Annotated in this window: 10 protein-coding genes; 5 read left to right on the forward strand and 5 right to left on the reverse strand. The window is 43.4% G+C overall.

What is annotated here, in order from left to right:
• The first annotated feature begins 24 nt into the window (after positions 1-24).
• The 3 genes from surE to R8P61_29520 are packed head-to-tail and all read left to right on the forward strand — an operon-like array spanning position 25 to position 2955.
• Positions 25-798 carry a 5'/3'-nucleotidase SurE gene (surE, locus tag R8P61_29510; protein ID MDW3651252.1) on the forward strand — a complete coding sequence of 258 codons (774 nt, stop codon included), beginning with the start codon at positions 25-27 and terminating at the stop codon, positions 796-798.
• On the forward strand, positions 795-1892 hold the full coding sequence (gene lpxB / locus R8P61_29515) for a lipid-A-disaccharide synthase (GenBank protein MDW3651253.1): 1098 nt from the start codon (positions 795-797) through the stop codon (positions 1890-1892). The genes surE and lpxB overlap by 4 nt, the downstream gene beginning before the upstream one ends.
• A gap of 4 nt (positions 1893-1896) precedes the next feature.
• Entirely contained in the window at positions 1897-2955 is a 1059-nt protein-coding gene (locus R8P61_29520) for an FAD-binding oxidoreductase (protein ID MDW3651254.1), read from the forward strand.
• On the opposite strand, the gene R8P61_29525 is transcribed toward R8P61_29520, so the two are convergent.
• From R8P61_29525 to R8P61_29535, 3 genes are read right to left on the reverse strand one after another with little or no spacing between them, the layout of a single operon-like run.
• Positions 2950-4401 (reverse strand): ATP-binding cassette domain-containing protein, encoded by a 1452-nt coding sequence (locus tag R8P61_29525; GenBank protein ID MDW3651255.1) that lies wholly within the window; start codon positions 4399-4401, stop codon positions 2950-2952. The genes R8P61_29520 and R8P61_29525 overlap by 6 nt on opposite strands.
• A 12-nt stretch (positions 4402-4413) precedes the next feature.
• Complete coding sequence (locus R8P61_29530; GenBank protein MDW3651256.1) at positions 4414-5712, reverse strand: replication-associated recombination protein A; 1299 nt, start codon at positions 5710-5712, stop codon at positions 4414-4416.
• A 54-nt stretch (positions 5713-5766) separates the two neighbouring features.
• Positions 5767-7848 (reverse strand): ATP-binding protein, encoded by a 2082-nt coding sequence (locus tag R8P61_29535; GenBank protein ID MDW3651257.1) that lies wholly within the window; start codon positions 7846-7848, stop codon positions 5767-5769.
• A 206-nt stretch (positions 7849-8054) separates the two neighbouring features.
• Here R8P61_29535 and gcvT point away from each other — a divergent pair, with 206 nt between their 5' ends.
• Positions 8055-9155, forward strand: coding sequence for a glycine cleavage system aminomethyltransferase GcvT (gcvT, locus tag R8P61_29540; GenBank protein MDW3651258.1), 1101 nt, complete (start codon positions 8055-8057; stop codon positions 9153-9155).
• Positions 9156-9254: 99 nt separating this feature from the next.
• Here the strand turns inward: gcvT and R8P61_29545 are convergent, their stop codons facing one another.
• The gene (locus tag R8P61_29545; protein ID MDW3651259.1) at positions 9255-10805 is read right to left on the reverse strand and encodes a glycoside hydrolase family 92 protein; all 1551 of its coding nucleotides are present in this window, start codon (positions 10803-10805) and stop codon (positions 9255-9257) included.
• Positions 10806-10849: 44 nt separating this feature from the next.
• Between R8P61_29545 and R8P61_29550 the strand changes: the two genes are divergently transcribed.
• On the forward strand, positions 10850-11389 hold the full coding sequence (locus R8P61_29550) for a GNAT family N-acetyltransferase (protein ID MDW3651260.1): 540 nt from the start codon (positions 10850-10852) through the stop codon (positions 11387-11389).
• A gap of 119 nt (positions 11390-11508) precedes the next feature.
• On the opposite strand, the gene R8P61_29555 is transcribed toward R8P61_29550, so the two are convergent.
• Positions 11509-12189 carry a hypothetical protein gene (locus R8P61_29555; GenBank protein ID MDW3651261.1) on the reverse strand — a complete coding sequence of 227 codons (681 nt, stop codon included), beginning with the start codon at positions 12187-12189 and terminating at the stop codon, positions 11509-11511.
• Positions 12190-12607: the final 418 nt, after the last annotated feature.

Below are 12607 nucleotides of genomic sequence, written 5' to 3' on the forward strand. Positions count from 1 at the left end.
GGGCTGAGTCCTATCTTTGCCTCAATGAAAACGAGACCACATATTCTTATATCCAATGACGATGGGATACTGGCACCCGGTATCCTGAATCTGGCAGAGATTGCCAGCGAGCTGGGCGACATCAGTATTGTTGCTCCTGACAGTGCCCAAAGTGGTATGGGACATGCAATTACCATCGGCAAACCTTTGCGGGTTTATGAAGAAGATTTGCCCGGAGGTTTGCACGGCTTTGCGATCAATGGTACGCCCGCAGATTGTGTAAAACTAGCAACAGGCGTTTTACTGGATAGGGCGCCTGACCTAATCATATCAGGCATCAACCACGGGGCCAATACTTCTGTTAGTACTATTTATTCTGGTACCCTGTCCGCTGCCCGAGAAGGAGCCATTCAGGACATTCCTTCCATTGGTTTCTCTCTTTGCAATTTTCAGCATGATGCAGATATGAGCGCAGCCAAAGCTATTGCGCGTATCATTATCAAAGAAGCACTGGAGCAGAAAATGCCTGCCGGCCAGTGTCTGAATGTAAACATACCTGATTTACCTTTGGACAAACTCAAAGGAATCAAGGTGACCCGCCAGGCAGAAGGTCGTTGGACAGAAGGTTTTGACGAAAGGGTAGATCCTTTTGGACGAAAGTACTACTGGATGACCGGAGAATTTGTACTGACGGACAAAAACAATGGGACGGATATACATGCCATCGAAGCGGGTTATGTTTCCGTAACACCTATAAATCGCGACATGACCAGACATCAGGACCTTCCTTCTTTGTCTGAGTGGACGCTCGAAATATGAAGCTCTATTTCATAGCCGGAGAAGATTCTGGAGATCTTCACAGCAAGAACCTGGTCAGGGCTTTGAAAGCCCAGCTACCCAGCTTGCAAACCCGTGGAGTAGGAGGGGACAAGATGATTGATGCGGGCACTGAATTGATCGCCCATATCAAGGACATCAATTTCATGGGCTTTTGGGAAGTGCTGAAAAACCTTTCTACCATTCGTCGCCTGTTCAAAAAGGTGAAAGCAGACATTCGTATCTGGAAACCTGATGCAGTCGTTTTGGTGGATTATCCCGGCTTCAATTTGCGCATGCTTCCCTTCCTCAAAGAGTTGGGCTTGCCGGTTTACTATTACATCTCGCCTCAACTCTGGGCCTGGAAAAAAGGACGCAAAGAGATCATCCGTCAATACGTAGATAGGATGTTTGTGATCTTGCCTTTTGAGAAAGATTTTTATGCTAAAGAAGGCATTGAAGTTGATTTTGTAGGTCATCCGCTATTAGATGAATTGACCTATAAGCCAGCGGACAAAAAAGAGAGCAAAACCATAGCATTATTGCCAGGAAGCAGGTCGCAGGAGATCAAACGTATGCTTCCCGTCATGCTCAATATGACACATCATTTCCCCGGCTATGATTTTGTGGTTGCAGGAGCTCCTTCTAAAACAGAAGCTTTCTATAAAGATATCATCGGAAATAAACCGGTCGAGCTGCGGATGAAGCAAACCTATAAGATTCTGGAAGAAGCAGATTTTGCATTGGTTACTTCTGGAACGGCTACTCTGGAGACAGCTCTTCACGGCGTACCTCAGGTCGTTTGCTACAAAGGCTCTTTCATTTCCTATCAAATAGGGAAAAGACTGGTTAAGGTGAAATACATCTCTTTGGTCAATCTCATTCTGGATCGCCTTGCGGTCAAAGAATTGATCCAGGGAGAATTCAATGTAGCGAACTTGAAAGCTCAACTGGAGCTCTTGATGGATGAAGGGCATAGGTCAAAGCTTCTAGATGATTATGAGGACCTGAGAGAGAAGTTGGGCAATGAAGGGGCTTCAGAAAGATGTGCAAAATATCTCCTGGGTTATTTGGGAGATGCTGTAGTTCAATCCTAAGCTTATGGAGCGCAAGAGATTCCTGATTGTTGGTGGTGGACTGGCCGGTAGCATGCTGGCTGCTCGACTTTGCCTAAAAGAGCAGGAAGTAGTCCTTCTGGATGATAGAGATCCCCATGCGGCTTCAGCAGTAGCTGCCGGACTCTTCAATGTTATTACGGGTCGCTTCGGAGCTAAGTCCTGGATGGCCGATGCCCTGGTCCCTGAACTCCGCAATTTTCTCGAAATTCCCGTTTTCCAAGAACTGAAATCTTTCGTCCACGACAGCCTCATTTACCGACCTTTTAAAACGGCAGAAGAGTACAACAAATGGACTGCAAGGTCTGAAGAAGATGCCTATAAAGACTGGGCAGATTTTCTCTCCTTTCCTCAATACTCAGACTATATAGAAAATCCCCTGGGAGGCATCATGATCAAGCAATGCGGTTGGTTGGATATCCCCCATTTCCTGGAGCGCTTGCAGCAAATTCTCGTCGATCAATTCCAACTGGAAATTCAGTATGTAGCTTTTGAGGAAGCAGGGCTGGATTTAGGGAAGATGACCTATGGCGATTTTGGTACATTTGATGAGATCATTTTCTGTTCGGGATACAGAAGTAAGGATATTTCCCTTTTTTCTGAACTCCCGATTATTCCCAATAAAGGAGAAGTATTATTGCTCGAAATCCCTGATCTTCGGATTCCTTTTGTTCTGTCTAAAAAAGTTTATCTCATCCCTCAGGGAGATCAAAAGTTCATCTGTGGCTCGACTTATAAAAATCAATTTGACGATCCCCATCCCACACAATCAGGCAAAGAAGAAATCTGTTTTCATCTGGAAAAGGCCCTCAAAGTTCCTTACAAAGTCCTGGAACAAAGAAGTGGGATTCGACCTACTACGCCTAATCGGCGACCGGTATTAGGAACTCACCCTGCGCATGATCACCTTCATTATTTTGGAGGCTTTGGAACCAAAGGCGTTTTGCTTTCTCCTTACTTTTCGAAAAAGATGGCAGAGTATGTATGCGGAGGAAAAGAAGATTTTCTGAAAGAGGTGAGTATCGGGCGCTACCTTTCCTCATAATCCCAACTCCAGATCCACACAATCCGGCGCTTCTTCCTGAAAATGCGAGATAAAGAGAAGCGTATGTCGCTCCGACAGGACTTTATCCAGCAAATATCTACTCCTGTAAATGCTGATTTCATCCAATCCCTGAAAAGGCTCATCCAGTAAAAGCACAGGCGCTGCTTTGACCAGGGCTCTAATAAGTAAGAGCAAACGCTGAGTTCCGGTTGATAGTCTTTCGAAGGATTGGTCAATGATGCTTTCCAATTCAAAATATTGAAAAAGCAGTCGAGCCAACTCTTTGTCTTTTTCTTGAGCTTTTGTTTTCAGGTAGAAAGTATCCGTCATGCCGGTCAAAACCAATTCCCAGGCAGAAATATCTCTATCAAAATAGGCATGGAGTTCAGGAGAAGTAAATCCGATTCGTTTTTTTACGTCCCAGATGCTTTGGCCACTTCCTACTTTTTGGTCGAACAAGAAAATCGAGTTTGCATAGGCCTGGGGATTGTCCGCATAAATGAGGCTGAGCAAAGTGGATTTCCCGGAACCATTCGGCCCGATGATTCGCCATTTCTCTCCGGCTTTCACTTCCCAATTCAAGTCCTTGAGAATTTGCTTGTCCTTATATTGAATATTTACCTCCTCAAATCGGATGATGGAATCGAAGGTTTCTGCCTGTTCTGATTCTTGGTACTTCTTTTTTATTTGGGTCAGGGCTTCCTCATTGATAGAAGGATTATCCTTCTTTTTTAGGAAATTTTTCAGTGGGCCAGCTTCAATTTTTTTATTTGGATAAATATGCAGACGATGATTGATGCTTTTGGGTAAATCCCGATAGTGGCCAGCCAGAACCAGGCTGATATCTTGTGTCTCGACTAAATTATCTAATAGCTCATTTAGAAATTGACGACTTCCGGTGTCCAGACCTATATAGGGATTGTCGAGAATGAGAATCTTGGGCTCCTTTAGCATCACTTTGCAGAGCAACATCTTCCTGGTCTGCCCACTTGACAATTTGATACGCTCCAGTTCGAGTAGGTCAAATATACCAATGGACTGAAGCAGGCCTTCATGCTTACGGATGTCAAAACCTCCATGTTCCAAATACTGCCTGACTGTCAGATGTCCATCCGAATCAAAGGCATTATATCTTTGTTGATAATAATGAACGGCGTTTACACTCCGAAAAAGTCGACCCGTATCCATAAAAGAGATCATCTGGATAGCAGCTTGTCGTTCATCAAAGCTGGGATTATCGCCGAGGAAAGGATAAGTGCGGGAACCAGAAATCAATCTGTGCTTTTGTGCAAGTGCTTCTGCTAGAAAAGATTTTCCTGTGCCCGCATTTCCACTGATTACCCAATGTTCTCCTGGTTTTAATCTCCAGGAAAAGTTTTCAAAAAATATCTGAGAGCCCAAGGCTATAGAAGCCTGATCCAAAACGATCCGATCTTGTGTATGCATAGCGCCTGGCTGTCAGTCTTTGTATTTCTTACCCCATTTATCATCGAGATACTTGCGTATCTTTTTCTCCGATCCAATATCCTTGGGACGGTAGAAGGTCTTTCCACTCATTTCTTCGGGCAGAAATTCCTGGTGATCTTTTTCTCCGTCGAAGTCGTGGGAATATTTATAGCCTTTCCCATAGTTCATATTCTTCATCAGTTTGGTCGGAGCATTTCTTAGATGAAGGGGAACGGGATGGGTAGGAGCATCTTTTACGTATCGCATAGCCTCATTGATGGCTGTATATGCGGCATTACTTTTCTCAGAGCTTGCGAGATAAGTGGCGCATTGAGAAAGAATGATTCGGCCTTCCGGCATACCGATCACATTGATAGATTGGAAACAGGCATTGGCCAGAAGGAGAGCATTGGGATTAGCATTGCCGATATCTTCTGATGCCAGGATGATGAGGCGACGCGCAATAAACTTGATGTCTTCTCCACCGTCCAGCATACGAGCCAGATAATAAACGGCTGCATTGGGATCGCCTCCCCGGATGGATTTTATAAAGGCCGAAATGATGTCATAATGTTGCTCTCCGCTTTTGTCATAGAGGGCTACATGTTCCTGAGCTGCGGCCATCAAGGCCTCATTATTTAGCACAATTTTTTCATCTTCATCAAAGGTATTGACAAAGATTTCCAATAAAGCCAGGCTCTTTCGTGCATCCCCTCCTGCTATCTTATATATGGCGTCAATTTCTTTCAATTCGATATCTCGTTCAGAAAGCACCACATCTTTCTCTATGGCATAGGTCAAGAGTTCTTGTACTTCTTCCAGACTCAAAGACTGGAGGGTATAGACCTGACAACGAGATAAAAGAGCCGCATTAACTTCAAAACTTGGATTTTCTGTGGTTGCGCCGATGAGGGTAATACGCCCTTTTTCGACTGCGCCCAATAAAGAATCCTGTTGCGACTTATTGAAGCGATGAATCTCATCTATGAACAGGATGGTCCCGGGTCTGCCTTCTGCAAATTTGATTACGGCTCGCACGTCCTTTACTCCTGAGCCTACTGCACTCAATTGACGAAAGGGTCTATCAGCAGACTGAGCAATGATTTGTGCCAAAGTAGTTTTGCCAATCCCCGGAGGCCCCCAAAAAATCATGGAGGGAATTCTTTGAGCGTCAATTGCCCGACGAAAGGGGCTACCTTCCTTGAGCAAATGGGTTTGCCCAATTACTTGTTCCAAACTTTGGGGCCTGACTCTCTCGGCCAAAGGGGCCAGATGAGAGGAAGCCGGAATATGTGGCTGAAAGAGGTCCATCTTCTCAATAAGAAGGGAAATTTACGAGAAAAAGAGGAGGGAAAGAAACGAAGCCTAGCTCTTCACTTTGGAGGCATAGGAAAGGATCTTTTGCTTGAGGTCTTTGGGGACGAAAGGCTTACTGGAATAATCGTTCATGCCAGCATTGATGACTTTGTCCCGCACTTGCTCAGAGACTTCAGCACTCAAGGCAATTATTGGTAAGGTGTACCCCAGGGCTCGGATTTCACGGCAAGCATCTATGCCTCCCATAACCGGCATTTGCAGGTCCATTAGAATGAGGTCGAAGTGTTCCCGCTGAATGGCATCGACTGCTTCTTGCCCATTTTTGGCAACGGTGGTTTCAAAGCCCCATTTATCGAGAAATTTACAAGCAATCTTTACATTGACGACATTGTCTTCTGCTAGGAGAATTTTCAGATCGCCTTGATGCTCGACTTCAACAGCATGGCTAGAAGGAATAAAACTTGTTTCAGCTATCTCTTCTCCCAATTCAAGTGGGATATTGAAATAAAAGGTAGTTCCAACCCCGACCCGACTCATCACTTTGATTTCTGAGCCCATGAGTTCCAGGAGCTTTTTGCTAATAGCGAGCCCCAGGCCAGTCCCTCCGTATTTGCGGGTGGTATCTGATTGGGCTTGCGTAAACTGATCGAAGATATGCTCTAGTTTCTCTTCGGGAATTCCTATGCCCGTATCGGTAACCTCAACTTTGATCCACTCGATCTTTCCTTCCGTTTTCAACCTCCTTACCCGTACGACAATTTCTCCTTCTTCTGTAAACTTCAGGGCATTGCCCACTAGATTAGTGATGATTTGTCCCAGTCGAGTAGGATCGCCTTTCACCCAATGGGGGAGAGGTTCCAGAATTTCAGCACGTAAATCCAGTCTTTTTTCCTGTGCCTGATAGGCGAAGGTATTGATGATATTTTGCAACTTGCCTGGTAAGTGGAAGGATACACGTTCCAATTCTATACCACTGGCTTCAATTTTTGAAAAATCAAGGATGTCATTGATCAGGTAGAGGAGGCTTTCTGCGGAATATTGCAGGGTTTGAAGCGTGTCCATCTGATCCTCTCTGGGTTGATCCTGAAAGAGGAGATGTGTAGATCCGATCACTGCATTCATGGGCGTACGGATCTCATGCGTCATCACAGAGAGAAATTGAGACTTGGCGAGATTGGCTTGCTCAGCATCTTCCTTAGCCTTGAGTAATTCCTGCTCTGCTATAAATTCTGTCGTGATATCCTGGCAAACTCCATAAATCCTGTTGATGAGCCCTTCTTCATACTCTCCATATCCTGTAAACCTTACATATCTATGGTTGCCTTTGAAGGTCGTAATCGCTCCCTTCAGGTCAAAAGGGATGCCGGAAAGGATACATTTTTGAACTGCTGCTGTAACCTCTTTGCGCATTTCTTCGGAGAAAGATTGAATGACATCATCTCTCTCAAGTGGTCTGCAATTATCAATTTCCAGGAGATAATATAGCTGGCCAGAACCCCGGAGTAGGTTGTTTTTGATATCGAACTCCCAACTCCCCATATTGGCCATGGCTTGAGCTTTCTCCGAAACCAGTTGGGCTTTTTGTAATTCTGCATTAACCTGCAACAAATCTTCCCGGTTCTTTATCAGACTGTAGAGGATAAGATAAGAGACTCCAAAAACGACCAGAAACAAACTCAGAAATCCTATTCTGTCCTCCGTTGTTGCTTCAATGAAATAAAGGGTAACGAGTGTACTTATCAGGTAAAATAGATGCTGATAATGCATCATTTTTCTGTTGCCGATAGAATATCCCCAGGCAAATAAGGCAACAAATATCCAAACTTCGAGGCGTTCGTTTAGCCCATTGAAATACAGACTTCCGTTTATCCAGATGGCCATGAGTAAAATCACAGAAAAGAAATAGGGATTGTACCTTTCCCAATCTTTTCTGAAGGTGAAGATGACTGCTAAACATTGAAGTAGGACCATGCAAATTCTTACTATGGAAGAATCTATGAATCCGGGGAATAGTTGAGGTAAGGTAAATCCCTCAACAGCAGAGGCCGCGGCTCCCAAGAGAAAGGAACCCCGCATAAAGCTGCGTCTATCGCCTAAAAAGGCATCTATCAATTGGAGAATTTTACCCACAGGAAGCTTAAGTATTCTTGGTAGAGGGGGCAATATTGGAAAAATAGGATAATTTATCTTATGAGAATTCACAAGATACTTACAGCCTTTTTCGTCTGCTGAGAGATGAGCAAAAGGAGACAAAATCCTAAAGAAATCGATTTCGGACTGGTATGTTCGAGGGGTTTATATAAATTTGCGTTCTATCACTCAGACCCCTTAGAAATATGTCAAAGCAAACTGAACTATACAATACCCATAAAGCGCTGGGCGCCAAGTTGATCCCTTTTGCAGGTTATGATATGCCTGTCCGATACACCTCTGACAAAGAGGAACACCTTTCGGTGAGAAATTTTGCCGGAATATTTGATGTTTCTCATATGGGAGAGTTTATTATTCGGGGCCCAAAAGCTTTGGAGTTGATCCAAAAGGTTTCGTCCAATGATGCATCCAAGCTCTATGCGGGCAAGGCGCAGTATTCCTGCATGCCAAACCATGAAGGCGGGATTATTGATGATATCATTGTTTATCAGATCAAGGATGATCAATATATGATCGTGGCGAATGCTGCCAATATCCAAAAAGACTGGGACTGGATCGTTGACACTAATAAAGGTATAGGTGCAGAGCTGATCGATATTTCTGAGCAATCTTCTCTACTGGCAGTTTCTGGTCCAAAGGCTGAAGCGGCTCTTCAAAAATTGACAGATTGGGATCTCAGTGAATTTGGTACCTACGAGTGCCGCAAAGGAACCTTCAATGGGGCAGAGAAATCCCTGATTGCGACTACCGGATATACAGGTGAAAGAACCTTTGAGGTATTTATTTATAATGAGCATGCCAAGCGCATGTGGGATGATATTGTTTCTGCAGGAGAAGAGTTTGGCTTGATTCCTACTGGATTGGGTGCTAGAGATACCCTACGCCTGGAAATGGGTTATATGCTCTATGGAAATGATATCGATGATACCACCTCTCCACTGGAGGCTGGTTTGAGCTGGATCACCAAATTGAAGAAGGGACCTTTCAATGGCTCGGAAGCTATCTCTAAATTGAAAGCTGAGGGATTAAAGCGTAAGCTGGTTGCTTTTAAGATGACTGAAAGAGGTATCCCACGCAAGGATTACGAACTGGCCAAAGATGGAGAAATCATTGGAAAGGTAAGTTCTGGATCTATGAGTCCTGCCCTGAATATCGGTATTGGTATGGGCTATGTGCCGATAGAGCATAGCAAGGCGGGTACTGAGATAGAAGTGATGATCCGTAAGAAAGCGGTAAAGGCAGAAGTTGTACGACCTCCTTTTTTCAAGAGAGAGGAACTGGGCTAGGCTTGCTCGAAATCAAAGTTAGACATCCAAGATTTTTTTTATTGTGAGCCCTGATTTAGGGTGCGGCAATCCCCTTGATTCAAATTATAAATAAACGTTTTATTCGCAGATAACTTCCAATTTCCCTCCCTGGAGGATATCGGAAATCTTTATTTTCAGGTTTTCCAACTTCTTTCCATTGAAAGTAACTGAACTGACTCCTGCGGACCCCTCTGCGGGGCAATCACAGCTGAACTGAAATTCATTTGGCTTAGCTTTATTCAAAACCCAGGAAGTAAATACAGGCTTTTGCAGACCAAGATATTCTACATCAGTATCCAGGGCTTTTAATCCTAAATAACGCAAGACCTCGAGACTTGCTTTTTCTGCCAGATTCATATTTCCCCCACCAAAACCAGAGCTATCCAAATCAGAGGAAGGCCGAATCGCATCATGTTCCTTTGAAAAATGGATATCTTCTTTATTCTCAGGGAATAGCAGATGGAGGAATTTTTCCTGAGGGGAATTCCCATTCTCCCACATACTCAGGTCTCCATAAAAATTGCCGCTTTCCTTTCTTTCGGGAATTCTTTCACCTGAAAAAGAAGGATAAAGCCCATCTGTTCCACTAAAAGTTCGGGGAACTAAACTTGCCCAGAAGAGGCTTTGGTAAAAGTTTTGGATTTCTTGAGGAGAAATCTGGTCCTTTTGCTCAATGGATATCCTGCCTAATAGCTCCTCCCAACTTGCTCTACCTCTTTCTTTTACGCCCGCTATATCCCAATCCGGAATTTCTTTTTTGAGATGTAATCGTGCATCCTGTAGGTCCCAATAGGATCCTGCAATTTTGAATTGGAGACTTTCTGAGCTGTCTAGCGGAAATTCAATATAAAATCCTGCATCGGGATTTGTGCTGATCAATTGTGTCTCTTTGGGCTCTTTGAGTCGGGCTTGCCAGATCCCATAGCCTGTATATATATTATTTGTCTGGATCAGGTAATACATGTTTAAGCCGGGGAATAATGCAGGCATTGAATCCTGAACCCAAATTTCTCCAGAGGCAGGGTAAAAATTGATTTTTGTATAGCTACTGCTTGTATGTGGGCTAATGCCCAGGACCAGGGTGTCCTTTTTGAGGGAATTGAGTTGAAATAATGCGGATCTGCTACTAATGGCAAATTCCAATGTGCTATTTAACTCCGGTAGATTTCCCTGAAATGACACAGGCCCTCCAAAATCTTTATTAAGTGCCTGGGCTCGAAAAGGGAAAGATTTGTCTTTGCTTTGGTTTCCTAATCTTAGCTTAAATGTACCATAGTCTGCAAAGCAACGTTTGAGGTTCCAATGAGTAGGCCTGATCGAAAGGATGCTATCCATTGGGTAGCTAAAATCTCCGAGGCAATCTTTGTAGTCAGGGGAATTTTGGAAAGTCCAATGGGTTTGGCCAAAAGGAAGGCCAAGCAGAGGGATTTCGGGAGCAGGAACGCTTTCTTTTAATTCACGAATTGAATTTTCCCAGGCTAAAGATTGTTTCTCCATGAAGGGATCTACATACTCAATGGGAGCTTTATCTTTTTCACTCAATTCTCTTTCTGTGCAGCTCCCGAAAAAAAAGCAACAAGAGACGGCTATAAGACGGATTATCTGAGCGAAGTTTTGTATCTTATTCATGATAACGATCCTTTCCCTAAGACTAATTTATTTGATTTTATTGTATGAACCTGAGAGAGATTCACATTACCGATGCAGAAGCTTATATAGAGTTGCTTTCTCAACTCGAACGTGAATCTCCTTATGTGTTGTTGGAGGAAGGTGAACGTAAGACGGGGATATTTGAGCAAATGGATGAAATTCGGGAAATTGAAGCTTCCGATAATCAGATCATTTTTGTTGTTGAAGATCGGGACAAACTGGTTGCATGGTGTGGAGCTTTTGGCGAAAAGTACCGACGTGTCCGGCATACGGTTCTTATCGGAATAGGTGTTTTGGAGGCTTACCGAGCTCAGGGATGGGGAACCAAGCTTTTTGAAGCTTTGGAAGAATGGGCCTGGAAACAGGATGTCCGAAGATTGGAGCTCCTGGTTCAAACTGAAAATAAGGCCGGGATTGCGTTGTATAGAAAAATGGGTTTCCAAATCGAAGGGACCAAACGTGAATCCTATAAGATAAATGGAGGTTTTATGGATGAATACCTGATGTCCAAATTGTTGGTCGTTCCTGATCCTCCCCGCAAGAGTAAATTCCCTAAATGGTAAAGTTGTAAAAAGAAAGCGGTGACCGGGCGGCCACCGCTAAAAGTCAATACACGCTAGTTAAATACTCTTCGTGATTCAAGGTTGACAATAAATTAGCACACAATATACAAAGTTTTGTATTATCTTTTGATAATCAATTCTAATTCTTTAATCAATTCGGCTAATTTTTTTCTTTCTCCTTCCAGAAGTTTCGCCTGACTCTCCTGATCGTCCTGGTTTTTCAGGATTGCTTTTTTGGTCTCCTCTATCTGCTTTTCCAATTTTTCAATTTCTTTGACCATATCTTCTTCCTCCTTCTGGAGATCCTTTTCCTCCTTTTCTTCTTTCTCAATCAATTCTTTCTGAGCAAGGATTTTTTCCTGCACTTTGATAGTTGCTACTTCAACTTCAAGGGCATATAAAAATTGCTCGGCTCTTCGCATCTCATCCGGAAATTTTTCTGAACTCCAGAAGTTATTGTTTCCAGGGGAAAGGAATAGAGATACACTTGAAGAGTTATTTCCTGAAGACTCAACGCGATAATAATAATTTAAGGTCGCATCTGAGACTTCGGACAGGACTACGGCTTCATACATATACAAGCCTTTCTTCATGCTCTTGGGTTTCTTCTGGCCAATCTTCTCGAATTTGCTTCTCAGGGCTGCTTCAAGATATTGAGCCTCTTCCTGTATTTCTATGCTGATCCCATTTGCATTGGGAGCAATTCTTTTGTCGAAGTTGTACATACCTTCCTGGCCGAATAACAAAGAACTGCTAAAGAAGAAGGCAAGACTGATAATAGTAATAAGGCTGTTTCTCATTGTAAAGTATTAAATGTGGGCTTTTTCATTCTTATGACGAATCGTCTAATTTCAGGTCACAGTAACTTTTTTCCAAGCTTTTCTGTGTTAATAGAGCATAACCTGCTCATGTCAGAATAATGCTGCTAAAGCAACCAGCATTCCTACATACTCTCCAGACAACTGAATTCAGAACTTTGCATTCCTTTGCCTAAATATTTCTCTTCTTTTTTGGACCAATTTCACAAAGCCTAAAATCATAAATCCTTCAAGTGTCTGATTGCCTGTGAGTTAGAAGGTTTGTCTGGATAAGAGGGATGATGATTTTCTCCAATACGTTACTTCCTGTCGCTTTCTCTTCCTCTATCCATCATTACATAAGGTCCAAAGCCTCCGCAAACAAGGGAGGCCGATTACTTACATAGGGCTGCCAAGAATC

This window comes from Bacteroidia bacterium, assembly GCA_033391075.1.
In the GTDB taxonomy this organism is placed as follows: Bacteria; Bacteroidota; Bacteroidia; order J057; family J057; genus JAWPMV01.

What these genes read in the sequence shown, in the direction of transcription:
- R8P61_29520 (MDW3651254.1), top strand. Translation starts at nt 1,897, where the DNA reads ATGGAGCGCAAGAGATTCCTGATTGTTGGTGGTGGACTGGCCGGTAGC.
- R8P61_29550 (MDW3651260.1), top strand. Translation starts at nt 10,850, where the DNA reads ATGAACCTGAGAGAGATTCACATTACCGATGCAGAAGCTTATATAGAG.
- R8P61_29530 (MDW3651256.1), bottom strand. Translation starts at nt 5,712, where the DNA reads ATGGACCTCTTTCAGCCACATATTCCGGCTTCCTCTCATCTGGCCCCT.
- R8P61_29545 (MDW3651259.1), bottom strand. Translation starts at nt 10,805, where the DNA reads ATGAATAAGATACAAAACTTCGCTCAGATAATCCGTCTTATAGCCGTC.
- gcvT (MDW3651258.1), top strand. Translation starts at nt 8,055, where the DNA reads ATGTCAAAGCAAACTGAACTATACAATACCCATAAAGCGCTGGGCGCC.
- R8P61_29525 (MDW3651255.1), bottom strand. Translation starts at nt 4,401, where the DNA reads ATGCATACACAAGATCGGATCGTTTTGGATCAGGCTTCTATAGCCTTG.
- surE (MDW3651252.1), top strand. Translation starts at nt 25, where the DNA reads ATGAAAACGAGACCACATATTCTTATATCCAATGACGATGGGATACTG.
- lpxB (MDW3651253.1), top strand. Translation starts at nt 795, where the DNA reads ATGAAGCTCTATTTCATAGCCGGAGAAGATTCTGGAGATCTTCACAGC.
- R8P61_29555 (MDW3651261.1), bottom strand. Translation starts at nt 12,189, where the DNA reads ATGAGAAACAGCCTTATTACTATTATCAGTCTTGCCTTCTTCTTTAGC.